The organism is Nitrosomonas sp. Nm84, assembly GCF_003201565.1.
Taxonomy (GTDB): Bacteria; Pseudomonadota; Gammaproteobacteria; order Burkholderiales; family Nitrosomonadaceae; genus Nitrosomonas.
The window spans coordinates 51488-74627 of sequence record NZ_QJJP01000003.1 but is presented as its reverse complement, the minus strand read 5'-3'; the positions used below and the strand labels follow the sequence as shown (position 1 = coordinate 74627).

20 protein-coding genes are annotated in these 23140 nt (G+C 46.5%); 12 read left to right on the top strand and 8 right to left on the bottom strand.

Features of this window, described 5'->3' with window-relative positions; genetic code table 11:
- Positions 1-11 precede the first annotated feature (11 nt).
- Positions 12-461 carry a dihydroneopterin triphosphate diphosphatase gene (gene nudB, locus C8R34_RS02695; RefSeq protein ID WP_110337595.1) on the top strand — a complete coding sequence of 150 codons (450 nt, stop codon included), beginning with the start codon at positions 12-14 and terminating at the stop codon, positions 459-461.
- A gap of 172 nt (positions 462-633) precedes the next feature.
- Here the strand turns inward: nudB and C8R34_RS02690 are convergent, their stop codons facing one another.
- The 3 genes from C8R34_RS02690 to C8R34_RS02675 form a co-directional block, all read right to left on the bottom strand.
- On the bottom strand, positions 634-1623 hold the full coding sequence (locus tag C8R34_RS02690) for a cadmium-containing carbonic anhydrase (RefSeq protein WP_110337593.1): 990 nt from the start codon (positions 1621-1623) through the stop codon (positions 634-636).
- A 519-nt stretch (positions 1624-2142) separates the two neighbouring features.
- Positions 2143-3090, bottom strand: coding sequence for a calcium-binding protein (locus tag C8R34_RS02680; RefSeq protein ID WP_110337589.1), 948 nt, complete (start codon positions 3088-3090; stop codon positions 2143-2145).
- Between the two features lie 253 nt (positions 3091-3343).
- Positions 3344-4495 carry a class I SAM-dependent RNA methyltransferase gene (locus tag C8R34_RS02675; protein WP_110337587.1) on the bottom strand — a complete coding sequence of 384 codons (1152 nt, stop codon included), beginning with the start codon at positions 4493-4495 and terminating at the stop codon, positions 3344-3346.
- Positions 4496-4532: 37 nt separating this feature from the next.
- Here C8R34_RS02675 and msrB point away from each other — a divergent pair, with 37 nt between their 5' ends.
- The 7 genes from msrB to C8R34_RS02640 all read left to right on the top strand — a co-directional run bounded on the left by msrB (position 4533) and on the right by C8R34_RS02640 (position 14120).
- Entirely contained in the window at positions 4533-5000 is a 468-nt protein-coding gene (msrB, locus tag C8R34_RS02670; RefSeq protein ID WP_110337585.1) for a peptide-methionine (R)-S-oxide reductase MsrB, read from the top strand.
- Positions 5001-5008: 8 nt separating this feature from the next.
- On the top strand, positions 5009-6433 hold the full coding sequence (nhaC, locus tag C8R34_RS02665) for a Na+/H+ antiporter NhaC (protein WP_110337583.1): 1425 nt from the start codon (positions 5009-5011) through the stop codon (positions 6431-6433).
- Between the two features lie 14 nt (positions 6434-6447).
- Complete coding sequence (locus C8R34_RS02660; RefSeq protein ID WP_110337581.1) at positions 6448-6843, top strand: lysophosphatidic acid receptor; 396 nt, start codon at positions 6448-6450, stop codon at positions 6841-6843.
- 305 nt (positions 6844-7148) lie between these two features.
- A complete protein-coding gene (locus C8R34_RS02655; protein ID WP_110337579.1) occupies positions 7149-8501 on the top strand; it encodes a sorbosone dehydrogenase family protein in 1353 nt (450 codons plus the stop codon).
- Positions 8502-9031: 530 nt separating this feature from the next.
- Positions 9032-12094: a DUF642 domain-containing protein gene (locus tag C8R34_RS02650; RefSeq protein WP_110337577.1), complete on the top strand. Its 3063-nt coding sequence runs from the start codon at positions 9032-9034 to the stop codon at positions 12092-12094.
- 433 nt (positions 12095-12527) lie between these two features.
- Positions 12528-13244, top strand: coding sequence for an FxDxF family PEP-CTERM protein (locus C8R34_RS02645; protein ID WP_258364325.1), 717 nt, complete (start codon positions 12528-12530; stop codon positions 13242-13244).
- 285 nt (positions 13245-13529) lie between these two features.
- Complete coding sequence (locus C8R34_RS02640; protein ID WP_110337573.1) at positions 13530-14120, top strand: cytochrome P460 family protein; 591 nt, start codon at positions 13530-13532, stop codon at positions 14118-14120.
- Between the two features lie 159 nt (positions 14121-14279).
- Here the strand turns inward: C8R34_RS02640 and gloB are convergent, their stop codons facing one another.
- Positions 14280-15053: a hydroxyacylglutathione hydrolase gene (gloB, locus tag C8R34_RS02635; protein WP_110337571.1), complete on the bottom strand. Its 774-nt coding sequence runs from the start codon at positions 15051-15053 to the stop codon at positions 14280-14282.
- An 87-nt stretch (positions 15054-15140) separates the two neighbouring features.
- Between gloB and C8R34_RS02630 the strand changes: the two genes are divergently transcribed.
- From C8R34_RS02630 to dnaQ, 3 genes are read left to right on the top strand one after another with little or no spacing between them, the layout of a single operon-like run.
- A complete protein-coding gene (locus C8R34_RS02630; protein WP_165872511.1) occupies positions 15141-15917 on the top strand; it encodes a class I SAM-dependent methyltransferase in 777 nt (258 codons plus the stop codon).
- Positions 15914-16384, top strand: coding sequence for a ribonuclease HI (gene rnhA, locus C8R34_RS02625; protein WP_110337567.1), 471 nt, complete (start codon positions 15914-15916; stop codon positions 16382-16384). The genes C8R34_RS02630 and rnhA overlap by 4 nt, the downstream gene beginning before the upstream one ends.
- Before the next feature lie 10 nt (positions 16385-16394).
- Entirely contained in the window at positions 16395-17114 is a 720-nt protein-coding gene (gene dnaQ / locus C8R34_RS02620) for a DNA polymerase III subunit epsilon (RefSeq protein WP_110337565.1), read from the top strand.
- A gap of 53 nt (positions 17115-17167) precedes the next feature.
- On the opposite strand, the gene hpnA is transcribed toward dnaQ, so the two are convergent.
- The 4 genes from hpnA to C8R34_RS02600 all read right to left on the bottom strand — a co-directional run bounded on the left by hpnA (position 17168) and on the right by C8R34_RS02600 (position 20761).
- On the bottom strand, positions 17168-18157 hold the full coding sequence (gene hpnA, locus C8R34_RS02615; protein ID WP_110337563.1) for a hopanoid-associated sugar epimerase: 990 nt from the start codon (positions 18155-18157) through the stop codon (positions 17168-17170).
- A gap of 101 nt (positions 18158-18258) precedes the next feature.
- Positions 18259-19308, bottom strand: a complete 1050-nt coding sequence (locus tag C8R34_RS02610; protein WP_110337561.1) for a phytoene/squalene synthase family protein — start codon at positions 19306-19308, stop codon at positions 18259-18261.
- Positions 19309-19379: 71 nt separating this feature from the next.
- Positions 19380-20633, bottom strand: a complete 1254-nt coding sequence (lysA, locus tag C8R34_RS02605; protein ID WP_110337559.1) for a diaminopimelate decarboxylase — start codon at positions 20631-20633, stop codon at positions 19380-19382.
- Complete coding sequence (locus C8R34_RS02600; RefSeq protein ID WP_110337752.1) at positions 20630-20761, bottom strand: lipoprotein; 132 nt, start codon at positions 20759-20761, stop codon at positions 20630-20632. Before C8R34_RS02600 ends, lysA begins: the two co-directional genes overlap by 4 nt.
- A 334-nt stretch (positions 20762-21095) precedes the next feature.
- On the opposite strand from C8R34_RS02600, the gene C8R34_RS02595 reads away from it, so the two are divergent.
- Complete coding sequence (locus C8R34_RS02595) at positions 21096-23105, top strand: FG-GAP repeat protein (RefSeq protein ID WP_110337557.1); 2010 nt, start codon at positions 21096-21098, stop codon at positions 23103-23105.
- Positions 23106-23140: the final 35 nt, after the last annotated feature.

Below are 23140 nucleotides of genomic sequence, written 5' to 3'. Positions count from 1 at the left end.
CGGTTGTTCTGATGTACAAAATACCGATTTCTGTTTTGATTGTTATTCACACTACGGATTTACAGGTGTTATTATTGGAGCGCGCTGATCATCCGGGTTACTGGCAATCGGTGACGGGCAGTCAGAACCCAGGTGAAACGTTGTATCAGACCGCGGTACGCGAAGTTTCTGAAGAGACCGGCCTAAACGCTGCCGATTATCCACTGACTGACTGGCACATTGAGAACCAATACGAAATATACGAAGAATGGCGCTGGCGTTATGCGCCTGATGTGAGATTCAATACCGAACATGTCTTTGGATTATGTTTGCCGGGCATAACGCCGATAAGAGTCGCCGCAAGAGAACATCTAAATCACATTTGGTTGCCCTGGCAACAAGCGGCTGATAAGGTATTTTCAAGCAGCAATACAGAGGCCATTTTTGATTTGCCTGCACGGCAGCAGTCTGGCCCGAAATAACGCTGATCCACCTTATTCTCGCTGGAAAATCGTTCCAGAAATTTTCTTGATTCCAGTATTGTCTATCCGGCGCAAGGCTGAATTTTCAGATCATTGAGAGAACAGATTTGCGTCTTTTATCCAATAAGTTAAATTACCTCCGGCAAAGCCGGAGGCTTACCTCACTGAGTTATTAACCAATAGGAATGATACTCAAGGAACCGTGTCCCAGGACGGATGCGGTTGCTACATTTTGCAACGTAATCGCATTGGCAATGCGCTGTGCATACTCGTCACTACCATTGGAGTTAATATCATTTGCTGCAGTTGCAAATGCCCATGCATCAACCACGAACATGTCATACTGCGGACCGTATTTTGCGCGGATTGCCGAACGATCGACGGTTGTGCCGGGCTTGGTGTTCAAAGCGATTCCCAGTTCATTGTGCGCACCAATCAATTCTTCAAAGATTGCCCCGTTTTCCTGTGCTGCGCGGAGAATAGCTGCTCTATCTTCTGCAAAAAAATCTGATTGACTCAATCGGTTTTTGGCTTGTCGGACGATAGATGATTTTTCCACTTCAGTAAGATCGATACCAAGTTGGCTAGCCAGTGCTGCAATATCGTTGATACGTTCAGCGATATGTTGATAGATGGTTTTTGCTTTTGCGCAGGCACCGCAACCACAACTGCTGTGATCGTCTCCATGCACACCGGTGGAATGACCTTTTTCCTTCAAAGTGTTAATGATACGCTTTGTTAATTGCATTTCATCAATGTCATTGGCTGTCGGAGTGCCGCCAAGATCGCTGCCATAAACGATACTCAGCGTGCCGCCGGCTGCTGATGGGGCTTCTTTACGTTTGCCATCCTTATCGGTGCGACCATCAACACAAATCTCTGGAACAACGCCGGATACTGGTATATTAAATTTTCCGGATGCAACTGCTTGATACATATCACCTAATACTTTCTGATCGATATCTTTGCGATTTGCGGGGCCGATGGTCCCTAAACCTAAATTAAATTCGCCTAACGTGTGATATTGAGTGCTGCTTTTACCAACAGCCTGTGGCGCTGGCGCTGCTGGTGTTGATTGCTGACTGCTTGCAGCAGGTACGGCAGATTCTGCTTCCTGATTGCCTGTAAAATGTTTTAACAGATTTTTTAAACTTTCAAACATTTTATATATCCTTTGTAGTAATTGGTCAGTGGATCATAAATTCTATTTCATACTTGCCATATTCAAAGTAACTCAAAGAAAGGGCAAACTTTGCGAAAATTTTTTAATCGAGTTTATTTCTTAGCTTTTCAATTAACTTAATAAGCTAAGCGTTAGAATTCTAGCATTACTTTTCTTCACTATAGTTGTTATTCTGTATTTTTTACTTCTGGGCATTGTAATTTATTGCATTTTCAAGATTCTTACCTATTAGATCAGAATTCATGATTTTAATAATCTAAGGATTGTGCAAATAATTGTTGGCTTTGGTAAAAATATAGGATTGACAATTGTTTTATTGTGGAAGGAATTTAGACAAAAGACAGACCGATTTATTGATTCAGCGTACGTGTTACTATTTGCAGGATTATCATTTATTGATCTGCTTTCTATGAAACGCTATTTAAATTGTGTGATGATGAAAAAAATCACTCCGCCGTTAGCGGCGAAGTGATTGAATTAGCTTATACGATTAAGAGATTAGTTCACTATTAGGAAATCAGCCGCTGATAAGGGTGGAATTCCGCTTAAGGTGGCAAATTGAATTGCTGCACCGGCACCATTACCATTGGCATCATACGACAAGGCGCCTGTCGTGGTATTGTAAAGCAGGAAATCATTAGCATCGGCAGCAACGACACCAGGGCCTGCACGGAAATTACCTGCTGCAATTGCTCCCGGTAATCCAAAGCTGGTGAAAATATCATTATCCAATCGAATCGTATCGACGGGTGCGAAAAAGCCATTGATGGTATCCACATTAGTGGCACTATTCAGCGTGGTGTCGAATAGATAATGATCAGTGGCACCGAGACCCGCAAAGAGAGTATCGTTACCTAGGCCGCCAGCCAAGATATCATCGCCATTGCCGCCTCGCAGGATATCGTTGCCCGCATCACCTCTGAGGATATCGTTACCATCATCACCGCTCAAAGTATCGTTTCCGGTGCCACCAAACAGCAGATCATTGCCAGCCAAACCGGTAAGGGTATCATTGCCGCCTAAGCCTCTTAACGTGTTGGCGGCTGAATTACCAGTAATATTGTTGTTGTTGCCATTGCCTGTACCATTAATAACTGCAGCGCCTGTAAGATTAAGGTTTTCGATACCGAAACCAAGGGTATGGGTAACAGAAGAATTAACCGTATCAACACCGCCCAAGACATCATTAAAGGATTCTTCAGCAATATCTCCTAAATCATCTACAAAATAGGTGTCATTCTGATCACCACCATTCATGTTGTCAGCACCGGCACCGCCATCCAATGTATCGTTTCCATTGGCGCCAAATAGAATATCAGTTCCATTAAAACCAGAGATGGTATCGTTGCCATTGGTTCCATTTAATTGAGGAAAGAATTGGAGGATAGGGCCATTAAATTGATTTGTGTTGTTGTCATTAAAGTTTGTACCGTTAACAATTGCCATTTTATTTGCCTCGCAGAATATTATAGAAGAAGTTGTGACACGCTCGAGTACACTATACGTTATTACTATAGTGCAATAGCAGCAGGTTTCAGTTGCACGCTATCTTGTGAATGTAGTCTGAATCGGTTGCAGTTTTATTACGCAAGCTCAGAGTTGGATGATACTGCAACTCGAACGAGTTGCCATGAATTGTTGTGTTGAGTTATGAAAAATGTTGCCATTTTGCTTCCTATTTGCGTGCACAATCGGCCATTTAAGCTTTGGTAAATGTTACCAGCGCCTCAACATGCGGTGTGTGTGGAAACAAGTCGACGAGCTGAATGTCGCTGATTGCCCAGCCGTTTTGACTGAAAAACCAGGCATCGCGAGCGAAGGTTTCCGGGTTACAGGAAATGTAATAAATGTTGTTTAAAGCGGTGAAGCTGGTAAAGAACCCCTGGTGTTTTTTTAATCCGGCGCGGGGTGGATCAAGTACTAAAGTTTCAGCATCGCTGACATCTTTTTTTAGTTTTTTCCACACAAAAGGATCAAAAAGATCAACAACCTGAGGCGCGACTTTGGCGAGATTTTTGGCTTTCAGTGCCTGGATTGCGTCGGCATCTGATTCGTAAGCGATAATGGCTGTGCAATTGGACTCGGCGATGATTTGCGTGAAATTGCCGGAGCCGCAGAATAGTTCCACTACTTTGCCCAGTTGCGAATTATTTGCGAGTTTTTCTCTGAGCCATGCCTGCATCCATTCGTTTTGTGCTGTATTACCTTGCTTGAAAGGACGTTTCCAGTTGCTGCGAATCTCATCGGCTTGCATGCCGTCATCCAGTTCAATCAATTGCCAATTGTGTCCGGAATCCGCTTGCCATGCGCTGTTGGGTAGAGATTGGCGGGCGATTTTCAGCAGATTCCGGCATTTCTCATTAAGCACAATGCAATCACTGATGGGGGCGATCTGATATGAATTTTCGGACACAAATCCCAGTTTCACGCCGTCTGTTTTGACCTGGCATCGATTGCGATACCCGTATAACTGCGGGGCAGGGTGAACGGAGTTGATGTTTAATGAGTCCGTATCAAATCCGACTCTTTTCATGGCATAAATAAAGCGATTCCTCTTTTGTTCGAGCTGGCTTGTATAATCGGCAATCATCCAGGGGCAACCGGTGCAGGCATTTTCTTCCAGACTGACGTATGGACACACGGGAATCTGTCTTTGCGCAGAGGGCTGGGTGAGATGAAGTAATTTTGCGTAGGCGAATTTTTTATTGTTGAGTGGTTTGTCGATTACTTCAAATTCGCCGCTATCGCCTGGCCATGTGCCATGCACGAAATAGGAAATATTATTCTGGGTGTTTTTGACAACGCCCAGGCCTTTTTGTGATAAATGTGTAATCGTGCCTTTGAATTTCATGTTGATGGTTATTTTTTGATAATAAGGAAAATCCGCTATGGCGAATACCTACAAGAGTTTTAAAAAAGACCCTGCGTCACTAAAAACAGATTTGACGCCGCTACAGTATCAGGTAACGCAAAAAGCTGGTACCGAACCGCCTTTTCAGAACGAATACTGGAATCATAAAGCAGAAGGGATTTATGTGGACATTGTATCCGGTGAACCGTTGTTTGCGTCGATTCATAAGTTTGATTCGGGTACCGGCTGGCCCAGTTTTTATCAGATAATTGACGAGCAATATATCCAGTTCAAAAAAGATAATGAGTTATGGGTCTCTCGCACGGAAGTCCGCAGTCGCTATGCGGATAGTCACTTAGGTCATGTTTTCAACGACGGTCCATCACCTACCGGCATGCGCTATTGCATCAATTCTGCTGCACTGAAATTTATTAAAAAAGAAGATTTGCACGCGATGGGCTATGGCGATTTGGCCGTGTTGTTTGAAAATAAGCCGGAGAAATAGGGGCGTTAATGGCTGAAAACGATTCACCATTGGAGTCATTATTGACTACGCAGCGCCCGCCGTCGTTATTACAAGCGATTATTTGCTTTGCCGGTGTGTTTTTGCTGATTTCGCTGGGCATGTTTGTGTATGTAGTCAGTATTCACGCGCTTATCTTTTTAGCATTGATCTGGGTGACTTTGCATGCGCGCTGGCTGGGTTATTCGTTTGCCGACGTCCGCGGCATGATGGATGACGGTATCACTAAGGCGCTGCCGGCGATTTATATTTTTTTGTTGATCGGCATGGTGATCGCCAGTTTCATGCAAAGCGGCACCATCGCGAGTTTGCTGTATTACGGACTGGATCTGCTGAGTCCGGGCATATTTCTGGCGGCAGGATTGGTATTGTGCAGCTTTATGTCGGTTGCTACCGGTACTTCCTGGGGCACCGTCGGAACGATCGGCGTGGTGTTGATCGGTATCGGGGATGCCATGGGTATCCCGCTGCCGCTGGTGGCAGGCATGATCGTCTCAGGTGCTACGTTTGGCGATAAATTGTCGCCCATTTCCGATACCACCAATCTCGCGGCCATGAGTGCCGGCACCAATCTGTACCGGCATATCGGCTCCATGTTGTACACCACCTTGCCTACATTACTCATCGTTCTGGTTATCTTTATTGTTTGGGGGCTGCAGTATGGCGACAACGTATTGCCGAGAAATCAACTGGATGAGATTCGTGCTGCATTGGCAAGTACTTACCAATTAAATCTGTGGGTGACATTATTGCCATTGCTGCTGATGTTCGGTTTGAGTATCAAACGCTATGCCGCAGAGGTGAGCATGTCGTGCAGTATTGCACTGGCGATGCTGATTGCTGTTGTGTATCAGGGCAAGGAAAGCACGGATGTGATCAATGCACTATGGTTGAATTCCGCAGGTACCACCGGCGTGGAAAATATCGACGCGCTGCTCGGGCGTGGCGGTATTTACAGCATGGCTTGGACATTATTGCTATCGATCATGGCATTAGCACTCGGCGGGATTCTGCACCATACTGGGTTGCTGCGTGTGCTGCTGATGCATATCATCGCACGCATTCGGCGAATCAGCACATTAATAGCGACTACTATTGCATCCGGACTGATTGGCAATATGGCGATGGGGGAAGCCTATATCTCGATCATTCTCAATTGTCAGCTTTTTAAAGGGGCTTATCAGGAAAAAGGCGTGGACAAGGCGGTGTTGTCGCGCTCGGTAGAGGAAGGTTCCACGCTGACCGCTGCACTTATTCCCTGGACAACTGCGGGTACGTTTTATGTGGCAACACTTGGAGTTTCGACATTGGATTATGCGCCATATGCTTTACTGAACTTGCTGAATCCTTTGGTTTCCATGAGTATGGCGGCACTCGGGATTGGTTTATTACGGGGCAAAGATGGATCTGTATAAAAAAGGGAGCTACTATGAAAGAAGTATCAAATAATCGGAGTAAGGGGCACAAGTTATTGATCGGCCTGCTGGCACTGATTGGCGGTTTCCTATTGTCGTTCGTTGGCTTCGGGGTACTTTGGAGTGGTATATCCTGGCATTATCAGTTAATTATGTTTTTACCGTTTCTGCTACTGTCACTTGCATTAACTCGCTGGGGCAAGGGGGCGCCGGATAGTTTCATCCTCATACTGTGCGGTGCTGCGCCGCTCGGAATTTTAATCACGCAGTTTCGTGACAATAATGATTCACATCTCCTGCCGATTCTCATGGTATCCAGTTGGCTGATCGGAATATTCTCCGGTTATTTTTTGGCGAAAATATCACCGGATTCCCGATCGGAATCACTTGAAGATAACTCTTCATCCTAAAGATAAAGTACTCCTATGCATTATCTTGAACTTAAGATTCCACCAGCAGGATTGGTATTGTTGTTTGCATCGGCAATGTAGCTACTGCAGAAATGAATCCGTGGGCGATTACTTCAATAACTCACGCTATTAATACGATTTGATACAAATAGAGAAATTGTCAAAAGATGCCTCAAGATAGGTATTTTATGATTAAGCTTATATAGAATAGGAGATGAATATTCAACTATTTTTCGGGGTGTGAAACCCCAAAAAACTTATGATATATATCAGCAATTTGATTAATTATAAGGAATTATAATGACATGAACATTAAAAAATATAAAATTTCAATGGCAGTGCTTTTCTTAAGCCTACTAATAGCATGTGTAGAGTCTTCTAAATCATCATTCGAAGCTGGGATCGGACCTAATCCAAAATTGCCGCCACCAGCAACAACATTGATTCCTAACGTTAAAGTTGCCAAAGCAATAGGATGGTCGGACACGGCTATGCCTTTAGCCCCATCAGGTTTTCAAGTCACCGCTTTAGCACGCAATTTGGACCATCCTCGCTGGCTCTACACGTTGCCTAACGGCGATATTCTTGTGGTTGAAAGTAATAGACCTTCAAAATCAACGGATAGCAACAATATTAATAAAGATAAAGACTTTATTGCTTCGATTCGAGAAAAAGCTGCATCGTTTTTGATGGAACGTGCCGGAGCAAATGCACCGAGTGCTAATCGAATTACTCTTTTACGTGATATTGGACCTGATGGAATTGCGAAGCAGCGGACTGTGTTTATGAAAGACTTAATGTCCCCTTTTGGACTGGCATTAGTGGACAATGAACTTTTCATAGCTAATGCAAATGCTATTATCAAGGTTCCTTATATAGACGGTCAGACTGAAATCGACTCAGTACCCATCAAAGTTACAGATCTTCCTGCTGGAATTAATCATCACTGGACAAAAAATTTGATCGCCAGTCTCGACGGTAAAAAGCTCTACGTTACTGTGGGCTCTAATAGTAATATTGGTGAAAACGGTTTAGAGATTGAAGAAGGTAGAGCAGCCATCTGGGAAGTAGATATACAAACCGGAGAAAAGCGCATTTATGCTAGTGGGCTGCGTAATGCTAATGGTCTAGATTGGGAACCTGAGACTAATACACTGTGGACAGTCGTAAACGAGCGAGACGAAATTGGCAATGATCTCGTTCCAGATTATTTAACATCTGTTAAAGACGGAGCATTCTACGGCTGGCCTTGGAGTTACTTCGGTGCCCATGTTGATACTAGAGTTAAGCCTCCTCGACCTGATATGGTAGATAAAGCAATTGCGCCCGATTATGCTTTAGGCAGCCATGTTGCACCTCTGGGCCTTGTATTCTCGAATAAACACTCAATGCCACCAGCTTTTGCAAACGGAGCCTTTATCGGTGAACACGGATCATGGAATCGCAATCCACCATCTGGATACAAGGTAGTATTTGTTCCGTTCAGCGATGGCAAACCGAGCGGTATGCCTATCGATTTTTTGACTGGCTTTCTTAATGCAGACGGTAAAGCACAAGGTCGCCCTGTAGGCGTAGCGCTTGACAAAACAGGCGCATTACTTGTGGCCGATGATGTAGGCAATATAGTTTGGCGAGTATCATTTGTAACTACACATTAAGAAGTATGTACATCCATATAAGAAATAAATCGACAGTAACTCAGATTTGTCGGCGCCGGTCGAAAAGTGACCATGAATCGCCCCGGGAATTGCGGAGACTTTTTGGTTTGAGTCAAGCTGCATCAGCTGACTCCTTTAATTGGCGATAATATGCCATTTCAAATTCCGCTGGTGGAATATTCCAATCGACTCCAATAGCCGGCGATTGTCCATTCGAAGGTGGCAAACGCCACTTTTTCGATACTGCACCAGCTGGTTAGGGGGTGTGCAGGCGTTATTGCAAATGATAGGATGAGGCGTTCTATATCAATGAACTAGAATTCAATATGCGAAGTAAATATCGATCGTCGAGCCACGCCTGAAGCAGGTTTGGGGCTTTGCCTGCAGCGAAGTAGTCGGGCATTGTTTTGACGCCGGATTTGCTTGTCACTCACCTAGCCATGGTGATCCACAAGTTGTAACACAACGGATCAACTTGATTGGCGCCGAAGATCGGTATTTGCCGCATTAAAATATAAAGGAGTATCGAAATGCCTGCAAATACAACTGGCCAGTGGGGCTCCCTACAAGCCTATCCCTACGTTCCAGCGCATGCGGTCGTATTGTCCGATGGTAAACTGCTGACGTTCGGAACCGACCAGAGCTGGGTGCCTGGTAGCCCCGGCCATTGGTATCATTCAATCTTCGATCCAGCGACTGGTCAGAACACGCTCATCGATCACAGCGGCACAACCACGTCAGACATATTTTGCGCAGCAGCCATGATTATTCCCGGTACTGACAAGGTGATGATGTCGGGCGGTGGAGTGCCGAACAACACATGGCAGGGCCAGGGAACGTCGGACATCAACATTTTCGACCCTGCGACCGGACACATCATGCCCGCCGGAGACGGCGAAATGGTCTTTCCGCGCTGGTATCCCACGCTGATCTCGCTGCCGACCGGGCAAATGGTTGTTCTGGGTGGAACACAGTATACGACCACCCACATCGGCATGCCAATCCCGGAAATCTACACGCCGGGCGAGGGTTGGCGACAATTGACCGGCGCTGCCGAGAATGATTTCATCGGAGCTGCCGGCGACGCTGCCTTTTACCCCAAGACGTTCCTAAACAGTGCCGGCGACATCATCTACTTTTCAAACGGTAAAGGCGCCGATGGCGTACAGGAAGTGAACTTCTTCGATCCGTCAGGCAATGGCAAGCTGACCCAGATCGGTACAGTTCCCTTTTCCACCGGTTGGGGTCAACCGGCGATCATGTATGCCGAAGGTAAGATCCTGATCATGGCCAGCAATGGCGACCTGTGGACCATGGACATCAACGACGCGACGCCGACATTTGTTAAGACCGGTGCCAATGTTGCCTCGCAGATTCATTGGTCGAACATGTCTGTACTTGCCGACGGCTCGGTACTCATCACTGGCGGTGGCAATCAGGTCGATAATCCCGCTGGCGCTGATCGTGTACCGACCCTGTGGAACCCCAACACCAATCAGATCACCAAGCTCGCGCCGGAAGTCGAAGATCGCCTCTATCACTCTGCCGGCATTCTGCTTACCGACGGTACGGTGATGTCGATGGGCGGCACGGCCGATCCGAACAAGAACTACCAGATCTTCAAGCCACCCTATCTTTTCGACGCCAACGGCAATGAAGCCATGCGGCCAGTCATCACCTCCGCACCGCAGGAAATCGTACCGGGTCAGACTTTCTCCGTCACCGTAGATAATGCGGCGGCAATCACCAAGCTGACCTTCACCAAGACCGGTGCCGTTACGCATTCGTCCAATATGGACAACGGCTTCTTCGAACTGCAATTCGCCAAGGGCACCTACAATACCCTTACTGTAACGGTTCCAGATGGCGTCGGCGATCTGTCCGCCGGCAATTGGATGTTGTTTGCCTGGAACGACAAGGGTGTTCCTTCAAAAGCGCCCATCCTTTCCGTCGAACCGACCTTCACTTATTTCGAGGCCGATGGTAGTGGCGGTGTGCCGACCGATCCGAATGCGCCACCCACTGCCAGCAATCTGGTCGTCAATGGCGGCTTTGAAGCCTTCACGGGTGATCTCGTTGACAATGCTTATAAGCTGTTTAAGAATGGCGAAGTCGGCCCCTGGCAATCTTCGACCAACCAGATCGAACTGTGGGATAGCGGACATAACGGCGTGAGCGCTCCCGTCGGACGTATCTTCACCGAAATCGACGCACAGAACGGAATCCTGTCGCAACAGATCAAGACAGAAGCGGGTAAGAGCTATGACCTGTCCTTCGATTTTTCGGGGCGCCCCAATTACGTAGTGTCCTCGAAGATGGAGGTGCTGTGGAACGGGCAAGTGATTGCCGCGATCACACCAAACGATGCGACCTTCAAAGCTTACAGCTTCAAAGTGACAGGCACCGGCGGAAATGACGCGCTCGCCTTCCGGTCTATCGCCGACGACAATGACAGCGTCGGCGGTCTCCTGGACAAGGTAATGCTGACCTTGCCCCCGTCCGCTACCGGCAATCTGATCGCCGATGGCGGCTTTGAAGCGAGCCCTGCCGGATTTGGTAAGGTCGGCGTAGCTTGGACGCTGACGGGTGCCGGCGGAGTCGATACGACGGCTTCGCGTACTGCCGAAGGCAGCAAATATTTCGCCTTCGACGGCTGGGCCAATTCCCATGATGCTGTGCTGTCGCAGGGTATCAACACGGTTGTCGGCCAAATCTATACGTTGAAATTCAAGGCGGCGGTATACGGTCTCACGACCGCCGATGCGCAAATCAAGATGGAGGCATTGAACGGCACAACGCTCGTCGATAGCGAGACGGTCGCGATCAAGAACGGCATGACCGAATATTCCATGACGTTCACCGCGACCTCGGCACATACGGCCATTCGCCTGTCGGACGTGAGTCCGAAGGGGCAGTCGAACTTCGATATTGACGTCGACGCCGTATCTTTGACAGCTTCGACAACGCCGCCGCCCGCTACCGTCAATCTGATTATCAATGGCGGCTTCGAAGCCTTCACGGGTGATCTCGGCGACAATGCTTATAAGCTGTTCAAGAATGGCAAAGTCGGGCCCTGGCAATCCTCGACCAATCAGATCGAACTGTGGGATAGCGGCCATAACGGCATGAGTGCTCCGGCGGGTCGAGCTTTCACCGAGGTCGATGCATATAACGGTGTATTGTCGCAATCGGTGAACACCGAGACCGGCAAATATTACGGCATCTCTTTTGATTATGCCGGACGTCCCAGCTTCATCGCATCGTCCAAGATGGAAGTGTTGTGGAATGGCGCTGTCATTGGAACGGTGATGCCTGCCAATTCCACCATGACGGGTTACCATTTCCACGCAACCGGCACCGGCGGAAATGACGTGCTCGCCTTCCGTTCCGTCGCAGGCGACAACGATAGCGTCGGCGGCCTGCTCGATAAGGTCGAACTCATCGTCTCGTCCCATTTGCCGGCTGACAGTTTCAACATGATCCAAGCGACCACCGCCGACGGTTACATGACCGGCACCGATGGTACGGATCATTTGATGGGCGCTGACCACCTTGTCGGCAACGCAGGCAATGACATTTATGTAATGATTTAACTGCGATTCCCCGTGGTCTTGCCACGGGGTTGTTTAATAACTGATTTGATTTTTCATCCCTCCCTCTTATCCAATTATTTTATTTCCTGAAAAACCGGGGAGATTCACAATTTTAAACCGGTACCACGTCTCCGATTTTCAGATGTCTCTACTTTGAAAGTTAACGGGACAGTAGTGATCGCAATACTATCTCAGAAATTGTCTTTACAGTTTTTATGCCAGCTTTAATGCCATTTTATCTATAAAGCTGGTCATCAAGAACATTGAACATAATCTCTACGTTTCGGCTTGCGCCGCGCTAACAGTCGTACTTGTCATGGTCGATGTTGTGGCCGCAATACTGGTGTGCAGCGCCGCTGCAATGATTCATTCATGACAACAATACTAATTAATAGAGGTGCAAAGGTACTAATAAATAAGGACTAATTGTCTATTGAGCCAAGTTGTTGGAGCAGTTAAAGTGAGCGCCGTAGTAAACAATCTTTATTACGTTGTAATTGCAAAATATTTTGATACATGGAAGTCAATGGATCAATGCAACGATTTTTTAGGAGTAATAAAAATGATTTTAAGAAAATTAACAATATCGATAATGATTGCTGGACTTATTATCTTTGGAAGTAGTGCTCAAGCCGCAAGTTATCAGTTTGGTCAACTATTGGCTGGGAATGGGCCTGCAAATCCGTATTTTGCTGATTTGGAGATTACAGATAACGGTGGTGGTGATTGGACATTTACGCTATCGGCTTTAGACTTAAACACAATCTTTGGTGCAAGTTCATTCATAGGCGCATTGGCTGTGGATGGTATTAAACCAACATCAGTTTCAACTAATGCAGGTGGCGGTGTGGCTGCAGTTAGTTTGCAAAATGGTGGGGGACCAACCGGCATATTTGATTTTAGATACGACTTGATCAATCCACACAATGATAAGCTCACAGGATTTGAATCAGTTACCTGGCATGTCGGTGGATTGGGATCTGCTTTGCTTCCAAGCAATGGGGATTTAGCACTGCATGTACAAGGTATTGGTACTAATGGCGACTCTGCTTGGTATGTTTCACCTGTTCCAGAACCAGAAACCTATGCTATGTTGTTGGTTGGATTGGGTTTGGTGGGATTTTCATTACGTAGACAAAAACAAAACTAAAATCTTAGCTTCAATTTTTAAAAGCCTCTGAAAGTATTATTCTTTCAGGGGCTTTTTTTCTTGTGATGGCCGCAGGAGAAATTCACTCAAGGAATCATAGTGTCGGTTGGAGCGCTTGCCGCTAGTTTTTTCATTTTTTTGGAATCGGATAGGCAAACGATTTTTTTGTTAAAGCTATCTGACTTACCTCTTGACGAAGATGATATGTCTGACTACCATAAAAAAGAAGGCAGTATATGCTATTGCTTTTTCGTTACGTTTCTTTAATCATTTTAAGGGCTTATTATGTTACAGTTTAAAAAGACGCTATTAGGTAGTATCGCCCCGGTATTGTTATCTCTTGCGCTGGCAAGTCCGGTAAGTGCTTCTGATGCGCATGGACACCATAAAGATCAGAAGTTTGGTAATTTTACTAAAGAAAATGCATTGCTTACGCCAAGAGACTATCGTGAATGGATTTTTGTGGGTGCACCAGTTACTCCCAATGATATGAATGATGGAAAACCTGCATTTCCTGAATTTCATAACGTATACATCGATCCAGCCAGTTGGAATCATTGGAAAAAAACAGGTGAGTTCCGTGATGGCACAATCATCGTTAAGGAACTCGTTAGTGTAGGTGCAAAAGAATCGGCAAGCGGAAATGGTTATTTTCAAGGTGAATTCAATGGAATCGCCGCCATGGTAAAAGATTCCAAGCGCTATCCGGACAGACCCGGCAACTGGGCGTTCTTTGGTTTTGAATCCTATGAAGCCAAGCAAGGTGCAATACAGGCGGATGATGCCTGTGCAGCTTGCCATAAAGACCATGCCGCGCAGGATATGGTTTTCATACAGCATTACCCGGTATTACGTGCAGCCAAACCCAAGAAATAGCGGATAGCTGATTTATCTGCCAATAAGTTTTTTGTAATCAGGCAATTTGACAAATGCTTTGTTGCAGTCAAATTGCCTTTTTAGTTTAATAAGATCAAGTTGTTATTTTTGCCATTCATGAGAATACTTAGTAATTCTGTAAAAATATTCTGAATTTCTTCAAAAATTGTTTTTCCATTCACGTAACACCGTGAAAACACTTACAGGGTCCAAAAGGGATTTGGCAGAATAATTCTGCGCGCCACGAACAATGTCTTGCTGATCGCAGCGTAAAAAAGGATTGACTGTCTTTTCAAGTGCAAGCGTAGTAGGAATTGTTGGGATATGTTTATTACGTAATGCTTGTGCTGTGCGTTCCAATTCGATCAGCTGCAGATTTCCTGGATCGACGGTTCTGGCAAAACGAATGTTACTTAGTGTGTATTCGTGCGTACAATAAACAAAGGCATCATCAGGCAATCGACAAATTTTTTGCAGCGATTCATACATTTGCTGTGGAGTTCCTTCAAAAATCCGTCCGCATCCACAAGAAAAAAGGGTATCTCCGCAGAATACCAAATTGATTGGATCCGACCCATAATAAGTGATATGTCCTTGTGTATGTCCGGGGGTATCCAAGATGGCGAGATGAAGCGATATTTCTGGCAAATTGAGCTGATCCCCTTCTTTCACCGAATGAGTGACTGTTGAGATAAATTCATGTTGCGGCCCATAGACTGGAACATCGAACAATTTAAGTAATTCGGCATTGCCGTCTGTATGATCATGATGGTGATGCGTAATGAGGATTGCACTTAATCGCAATTTATTTAACGTAAGATATTCAATAATGGGAGAGGCTATGCCCGGATCGACAACAACAGCATAATCCTGATTATGGATAACCCATATATAATTGTCTTTAAAAGCATGTACAGGATAAATGGTCAACATGACATTCCCCCATGTAAAAATTACTGAGAGCTGATACGCTCAAATAACAAAAAACGATACCAATTTAAGTAGATAAGCTAATTAATAATGATTGTAAATAATCATCAGCAATGGTTTGAATCTTCACTTGGCCGATATTTTGTCGACCAAGAGTATCGCTATTTTGATCAAGCTGTGGCAAATATCTTTGGCTATAATGCAGTTCAGATAGGCTTGTCGCAATTTAATTTCCTTCGTCTGAACAGGATGCCTTTGCATTTCTCGATGGGACTTGAAAATCGGGTATCCGTGCGTGCCGCAGCTGATTTTCTTCCTATTGAAAGTAATAGCATGGATCTCGTAATTTTGCCACACGTGCTTGAGTTTAATCATAATCCACATCAAATTCTACGGGAAGTCTACCGAATTCTGATTCCTGAGGGGCATGTCGTCATATCAGGATTTAATCCAATGAGCTTATGGGGTGTTTGCCGCTATTTAAAATCTACGCCGAAAGAGTATCCATGGAATGGAAATTTTATCGCGCTATCAAGACTTAAAGATTGGTTGAAATTACTGGATTTTGAAATGGCCGGCGGCCGATTGAGTTGCTATGCGCCACCCTTTAAACAGGAAAAATGGATTCGGCGGTTTAGTTTTATGGAAGCCGCAGGTGATCGTTGGTGGCCGATTTCAGGCGGAGTTTACTTTTTGCATGCGATTAAGCACATGCATGGCATGCGTATTATTAAGCCCGGTTGGAAAAATTGCTTTAACCCGAAAGCGCGTATGGCGTCGGCTGCACAGAGACTGAATAATAAAATTTCCACAGAGGAACAATCTTCGGATCGCTCAAAGCTGATTGATGAATCGAATAAACCATGAATACCGGAGATTCTAAAGTCGTGGAAATATATACGGATGGCGCATGTAAAGGAAATCCAGGCATCGGTGGGTGGGGGGCTCTGTTACGTTATGCGGGTCATGAGCGTGAGATTTTTGGTGGCGAAATATTAACAACGAATAACCGCATGGAGCTGCTGGCGGCAATACGTGCATTAGAATCGTTAAAGCGCCCGTGCAAGGTACAGTTGCATACTGATTCGCAATATGTACAGAAAGGCATCAGTGAGTGGATCGATGCATGGAAAGCCCATAACTGGCGAACATCCGCAAAAAAGCCGGTTAAAAATGAGGATCTGTGGAAATTGCTTGATCAACTGACGCAACAACATGACATTGAATGGTGTTGGGTGCGCGGTCACTCGGGCAATGATGATAACGAGCGGGCCGATGAACTGGCAAATCGTGGCGTTGAAATGATTTCCGCCGACGACATGCAAAGTACTTAGAAATTTTAATATGCGCCAAATAATACTGGATACCGAAACAACTGGCCTGGATCATAAACAAGGGCATCGCATTGTAGAAATAGCGGCGGTGGAGTTAAATAACAGGCAGTTTACCGGCAATCACTTCCACTATTACCTCAATCCCGGACGCGACAGCGATGAGGGTGCGTTGCAGGTACATGGTTTAACCACGGAATTTCTGCAAGACAAGCCGAAGTTCCATGAAATATCGAAGGAATTCCTGAGCTTTATCAGTGATGCCGAGCTTATTATCCATAATGCGCCATTCGATGTCGGGTTTCTCAACCATGAGTTGAATTTAATGAATTTGCAGATATTAGGTAGTTATTGCCTATCCATAACGGACACATTGAAGCTGGCCAAGGAATTGCATCCCGGTAAACGTAATAATCTTGACGCCTTATGCGAACGTTACGCCATCGATAATTCCAAACGAACGCTGCATGGCGCGTTGCTGGATGCGGAGCTGCTGGCGGAAGTTTATTTGGCCATGACACGCGGCCAAGAAAGTCTGCATATTGAGCTGGGGCATAGTGAGCTTACACAATACGCAGTGGATCATCTGGACGGTTGCGACTTGAAGATCATTGTAGCGACAGCGGATGAACACGCCCAGCATCTGGCGATATTGGAAAGCATTGCACGCGAAAGTAACGATAAGTGCGTGTGGAAGAAGCTTGAAGCGGATCATCGCACGGAATCGAGCTGAGGATTTTTACGAAAACCGGCAAAGTTGTTGGTGATTACAAGGACTCAGTGCGGCTATTTGCAGTAACCATTTTCTTTGAACCACCGGATAGCGTCTTTGAGCGCTTCAATGGCAGGGCGGTATTGATAGCCTAATTCGCGCTGGGCCTTGGCGCTGGAGAAAAACATCAGTTTCTTGGCCATTTGCACACTATCCAATGTTGCGCGTGGTTCGGTGTGCGTGAAGGTTGCGATTTTTTCCATACACCATGCCATGGGCAGCATTAAATTCACAGGCATCCTGATGCGGTTTACTGGTACCTGATTGATTGCATCAATCGTTTGCAGGATTTGCAACAACATCATGTTATCGCCGCCCAATATGTACCGCTCGCCCGGTTTTCCATGTTGATAAGCCAATAAATGCCCGTACGCAATATCGTCCACATGCGCAATGTTTAATCCGGTATTCACATAAGCAGGCATTCGACCCATTAATGTATCCACTACGATGCGGCCTGTGGGTGTCGGGCGTACGTCGCCGGGGCCGATTGGCGTGGATGGATTGACGATGGTTAAAGGCAAGCGGTGGTCATCGGTCAATTTTTTTACGATTTGTTCGGCCTGATATTTGGATCGCTTGTAGTATCCATTGATCGTTGCGAGATTGGCGGATGTTTCTTCATCCGCCGGCAATCCATCCGAGTTCAAACCTAAGGTTGCCACACTGCTGGTATAGATAATACGCTTCAAACCAGCCTCTGCGGCAGCAATGATGAGTGCTTGTGTACCGGTGACGTTGATTTCATGCATTGTCTGCGGATCAGGCACCCACAGACGATAATCCGCGGCCACATGAAATAGATTGTCGCAACCGCTGACCGCTCGTTTAAGCGATTCGTGATCAAGCAAATCACCTTCGGTAATTTCGACCTGAAAATTTTCAAGGTTCTTGCGATTACTACCAGGTCTCACCAGCACACGAACTTCATGACCTGCGGTTAACAAACATCGCATGACAGCGGAGCCGAGGAATCCTGTTGCACCGGTAACCAATGATTTCATAATTAAATACGATCTTGTAGCACGTTATTAACAAGTTGCCTTAAAAAAACAAGCAGCACAATTCGGGTACGACAAACCAATCAGCGGCCTTTTATCTGATCTCAGAGCAAGACTTCTTGATGTATTTCAGCATCGGGAAGGTTCCTGGATGTCAGTTTAAACAATAAATTGAGTGCCCGGTTGTGACTCGCGAATAAATTGGTTGTGACGATGGTTGCTTTCACATCGCGACGACTGATTTTAACCTGTGTTCCTTCAGAAAAATTCCGGTGCTGATTGATTTTATTGAGCGTCAAGATGGCCATGCCGATTGCCCATAAACAGAAACGCCGAATCCCTTTTTCATGCGGGGGAATCAAGCTCGTGTATATAAGCGCATTCTGCAAATGGCCTTTAGCGATACCCAGCAACTCTGCTAATCCTGCCTGAAATTCCGGACTCGACATACCTGGCTGTAAGTTATTGAGATTGAATCCATGTTTAAGGAAAATATCCTGGGGTAGCCAACACGCGCCGCGTTTACGATCATCCCAAATATCCTTGAGGATATTTGTCATCTGTAGTCCCTGGCCAAATGAGACGGAAAGCTTCATCAGCGTGGGTTTATGGATATTGATTTCCTGAGAGTAGTCGCAAAACAATTCAGTGAGCATTTCACCGACTACACCGGCAACGTAATAACAGTACTGGTTCATTGCAGGCAAATCCTTCAATCCTTCCAGGGATTCCGTCTCCTGATAATCCGACATGCCCTGCGCCATGATGCGAACACAACGTTCCAGCGCGCTGCGTTGCGTGGAATTAAAACTATGTGTAATGCGGATAACCGCAGGTGTGTTTTTGATTAAATCATGCTCTGCCGGGATGGTATGGTTGGAGAGGAGCGGATAGAGCCTTTGTGCAAATTCTTCGGCGGATGCAGTACCGCAGACTACCGCAGAAAATAGCTGCGATAGTTGTCTGGTTTGTTCTAAGGTGAGCGCGCTATCATCTTCAATCGTATCGGTGATGCGGCATAGCAGATAGGCATTGCCGATAACACGGCGTAAAGCTTCGGGTAATTGTGGAATGGTTAATGCGAACGTGCGCGATACACCTTGCAGGATATGATCCTGATATTGCTCGTCGTTGATGCTGAGAAGGCTTGTCATTACAGATTTGTCATAAAGCGATAAGGCATGTTACTACAATTGGGCGCATCGCCATATCCTATGCCGCTAAATTAAGACAAAATTTGTTCGCCGGCGATGAGTTGATCGATGGTTTCACGTTGCCGGATGACATGCACTGTGTCCCCATCTACCATGACTTCTATTGCGCGTGGCCGGGTATTGTAATTGGAACTCATGCTCATGCCATAGGCACCGGCTGACATGACCGCCAATAAATCCCCATCGGTCAGACCCAGCTTGCGATCATGACCGAGAAAGTCGCCGGTTTCGCACACGGGGCCGACAACCTGATAACTTTTCATATCCCCATTATTGTTATTAACCGGAATAATGTCGTGATAGGCATCGTAGAGCGCCGGGCGCATCAGATCATTCATTGCCGCGTCGACAATGGCAAAGTTGCGTGCGGACGTGTGTTTGAGGTATTCAACGCGCATGAGCAGAATGCCTGAATTACCCACCAAGGATCGGCCCGGCTCAATGAGCAGACGCTGCTTGACTTGATCGGTACTGGCACATAGCGCGGCGACATAATCCTTGATGGACGGCGGCGTTTCATTAGTATAGCGAATGCCTAATCCGCCACCCAGATCCAAATGCTCAATTTCCAGCCCTTGTGATTGCAAGGTGTCCAGCAAATTGAGCATTTTGTTACTTGCTTGCATGAATGGCTCGAGTTCTGTCAGTTGGGAGCCAATATGGCAATCCAATCCAGTGAACCGGATAGAAGGATACAAGTGCGCGGATTGATAGATTCTTTCAGCTTCACTGGCCGGAACACCAAACTTGTTTTCTTTCAGGCCGGTTGAAATGTAGGGGTGGGTTTTTGCATCCACATCCGGGTTGACGCGCAAGCTGACGGGTGCAATCTTGCCCAATTCTTTTGCGACCCGATTCAAAGTGACCAACTCAGCTTCAGATTCCACATTAAAACACAGAATACCGGCATGTAATGCCATGCGCATTTCATGCGCATTTTTACCAACGCCGGAAAAAACGATTTTTCGCGGATCGCCGCCCGCCTTGATAACGCGTTGCAGCTCACCGCCCGACACGATATCGAAACCGCTGCCAAGTTGCGCGAATAGATTGAGTATGGCGATATTGGAATTGGCTTTTACTGCGTAACAAATTAAATGATCCCGCTTGGCAAAAGCGGCGTCGAATTCCTGATAAGTCTTGGTTAAGGCGGCGCGTGAGTAAACAAAGCACGGCGTACCGAATTCATCGGCGATCTGTTGTAAAGAGACCGATTCTACAAAGAGTTCATGATTGCGGTAGCCAAATTCCGGAAAGCCGCTCATTTCTTTTCGACTTCATCAGATGATGCGGGCTTGGCTGCATCAGCCGGTGGCGGCATATAGAGCGGCCCTTTAAGACCGCACGCAGTAAGTAGATAGGTTAAAAGCAAGGTAGTAAGAAATAAACGCACAAGAAAACCCCTGAACAATAATTTTCGGGATACTAACACAAGAGAATAACAAGGACATCTTTAAAAAATCCAGATTGTTGCAACACTACGTCATCCACAAAAAATATTCCTGCTAATTCCATGAAACGCTTGGACAAAGCGGATGACCGCTGCCAGGAGCAAATGCATCGATTGCAACTTGATTGAGTACACAACAAATACGTGTTAGGCACGATTGTAAGTAGGATTTTTCTGGCGTAGTATCGAATCATCTGATGGAATCGCGCGATGGCGATTTCCGGTACTTCGTTCTTTAATCAGGCTTATCGAGCCATTTTTACAGGGGATTCTGATCATGGCAATCAATAGCATTAATTTATCCAGCCTCGACGGCAGCAATGGTTTTCGTTTGGATGAGCGTATAACGCAGACATATGGTGGATTGGGTTCTTCAGTCAGTGCAGGGGATATCAATGGCGATGGCTTTGATGATGTGATAGTTGGTGCTATAGGTGAAGGTGGTTATCCGTACCATTTCGGTGCTTCTTCGAGTTATGTGGTGTTTGGCAAGGCATCAGGTTTTGATGCTGTATTGGATGTATCCAACCTCGACGGCAATAACGGTTTTCATCTTATTAGTGGTGAATATGATTTATTCCCGTTTAGGGTGAACAATGCCGGTGATGTCAACGGTGATGGCTTTGATGATGTGATTATTGGTGCTTCTAATTATAGCTATAGTGGGGCTGATCGCATTAGCTACGTAGTGTTTGGACGAGCTTCCGGTTTTGATGCTGAACTGAATTTATCCACTCTCGATGGCGACAATGGTTTTCGTCTGATCGCAGCGGCGAGAGATGAATCGGCGAGCTTTACAGTCAGCAGTGCAGGGGATATCAATGGCGATGGCTTTGATGATGTGATTGTTGGTGCTCATGGTGCTGACACAAACGGCAACTACTTCGGTTCTGGTTACGTGGTATTCGGCAAGAATTCCGGTTTTGATGCGACGCTGGAGCTGTCCACTCTCAATGGCAGCAATGGTTTCCGCCTGGATGGAACGGCATCGTTTAACCTTACGGGTGCCGTCAGCAGCGCAGGGGACGTTAACGATGATGGATTGGATGATTTGTTCGTCGGTGCGCCTAGCGCTAATCATGGAACTGGTTCCAGTTTTGTGGTGTTTGGCAAGGTTTCCGGTTTTGCCGCTGCACTGGATCTATCCAGTCTGGATGGTAGCAACGGCTTCCGGCTGGATGGGGCGGCAGAACTTGATCTTTCAGGCGCTTCAGTCAGCGATGCCGGGGATGTCAATGGCGATGGTTTTGGTGACCTGATTATTGGTGCACCTCGTGCTGATTCGAATGGCGACAGATCGGGTTCTAGCTATGTGGTGTTTGGTAAGGCATCGGATTTTAGCGCTATGCTGAATTTATCCAGTCTTGACGGTACAAATGGTTTTCGCCTGGATGGAGAAACAACCTATGATGGTGCGGGCATCTCAGTCAGTAGTGCCGGGGATGTCAATGGCGACGGGTTTGATGATGTGATTATCGGTGCCCCTTATGCCGATCCGGATGGCAATGTTAGAGCAGGATCAAGTTATGTGGTGTTTGGTAAGGCCGGTGGTTTTGATGCTACGGTGGATTTATCCAGCCTGGATAGCAGCAGCGGTTTTCGCCTGGACGGCGCGGCAGCGGTTGATTATTCGGGTTCGCCGGTCAGCGGTGCTGGAGACATCAATGGCGATGGATTTGATGATTTAATTGTTGGCGCACCTGATGCTCGCATCAATGACAGAGGCCTCGGCGCCGGCTACGTCATCTTTGGCCGCAGCGACTTTGGTGGTGGTGGCGGTAGCAATGTGATTGCGGGTACGCCCGGGGATGATGTTCTCAAAGGTACTTTGGCGGCAGATATCTTTGAAGCCGGAGACGGCAATGATCGGATGACTGGTCGCGGTGGCGCGGATGTGTTTCATGGCGGTGCCGGGGATGATTATATTCAGGTGGCGGATCTTGGCTTTGGCTCGGTTGACGGCGGCAGCGGCAACGACACGTTGCACCTGGACGGCAAGGATCTGAATCTGGACTTGGCAAATCTTGGCAACAAAATCCACGGCATCGAAACCATCTGCTTGTATGGCAAGGGCGATAATACATTGACCCTAACCGCAACAAATCTCCTAGACCTATCAGACACCACCAATACGCTCAGAGTCAATGGCAATGCGGGAGATCACATTACTATCCAGGACGCCGGCTGGGTCGACGGCGGTCCCCGCGGTTCCGGTTATTACCATGTGTATACCCATGACGACGCGGTGTTGTTGGTGGGACAGAATGTCACGGTGGATTTTGCATAACGCGAGAGTTGCATTTCACTTTTAATACAGTAGCA

Excerpts from the sequence above, each read along its gene's own strand:
- nudB (WP_110337595.1), top strand. The coding sequence starts at position 12 with ATGTACAAAATACCGATTTCTGTTTTGATTGTTATTCACACTACGGAT.
- C8R34_RS02690 (WP_110337593.1), bottom strand. The coding sequence starts at position 1,623 with ATGTTTGAAAGTTTAAAAAATCTGTTAAAACATTTTACAGGCAATCAG.
- C8R34_RS02680 (WP_110337589.1), bottom strand. The coding sequence starts at position 3,090 with ATGGCAATTGTTAACGGTACAAACTTTAATGACAACAACACAAATCAA.
- C8R34_RS02675 (WP_110337587.1), bottom strand. The coding sequence starts at position 4,495 with ATGAAATTCAAAGGCACGATTACACATTTATCACAAAAAGGCCTGGGC.
- msrB (WP_110337585.1), top strand. The coding sequence starts at position 4,533 with ATGGCGAATACCTACAAGAGTTTTAAAAAAGACCCTGCGTCACTAAAA.
- nhaC (WP_110337583.1), top strand. The coding sequence starts at position 5,009 with ATGGCTGAAAACGATTCACCATTGGAGTCATTATTGACTACGCAGCGC.
- C8R34_RS02660 (WP_110337581.1), top strand. The coding sequence starts at position 6,448 with ATGAAAGAAGTATCAAATAATCGGAGTAAGGGGCACAAGTTATTGATC.
- C8R34_RS02655 (WP_110337579.1), top strand. The coding sequence starts at position 7,149 with ATGAACATTAAAAAATATAAAATTTCAATGGCAGTGCTTTTCTTAAGC.
- C8R34_RS02650 (WP_110337577.1), top strand. The coding sequence starts at position 9,032 with ATGCCTGCAAATACAACTGGCCAGTGGGGCTCCCTACAAGCCTATCCC.
- C8R34_RS02640 (WP_110337573.1), top strand. The coding sequence starts at position 13,530 with ATGTTACAGTTTAAAAAGACGCTATTAGGTAGTATCGCCCCGGTATTG.
- gloB (WP_110337571.1), bottom strand. The coding sequence starts at position 15,053 with ATGTTGACCATTTATCCTGTACATGCTTTTAAAGACAATTATATATGG.
- C8R34_RS02630 (WP_165872511.1), top strand. The coding sequence starts at position 15,141 with ATGATTGTAAATAATCATCAGCAATGGTTTGAATCTTCACTTGGCCGA.
- rnhA (WP_110337567.1), top strand. The coding sequence starts at position 15,914 with ATGAATACCGGAGATTCTAAAGTCGTGGAAATATATACGGATGGCGCA.
- dnaQ (WP_110337565.1), top strand. The coding sequence starts at position 16,395 with ATGCGCCAAATAATACTGGATACCGAAACAACTGGCCTGGATCATAAA.
- hpnA (WP_110337563.1), bottom strand. The coding sequence starts at position 18,157 with ATGAAATCATTGGTTACCGGTGCAACAGGATTCCTCGGCTCCGCTGTC.
- C8R34_RS02610 (WP_110337561.1), bottom strand. The coding sequence starts at position 19,308 with ATGACAAGCCTTCTCAGCATCAACGACGAGCAATATCAGGATCATATC.
- lysA (WP_110337559.1), bottom strand. The coding sequence starts at position 20,633 with ATGAGCGGCTTTCCGGAATTTGGCTACCGCAATCATGAACTCTTTGTA.
- C8R34_RS02595 (WP_110337557.1), top strand. The coding sequence starts at position 21,096 with ATGGCAATCAATAGCATTAATTTATCCAGCCTCGACGGCAGCAATGGT.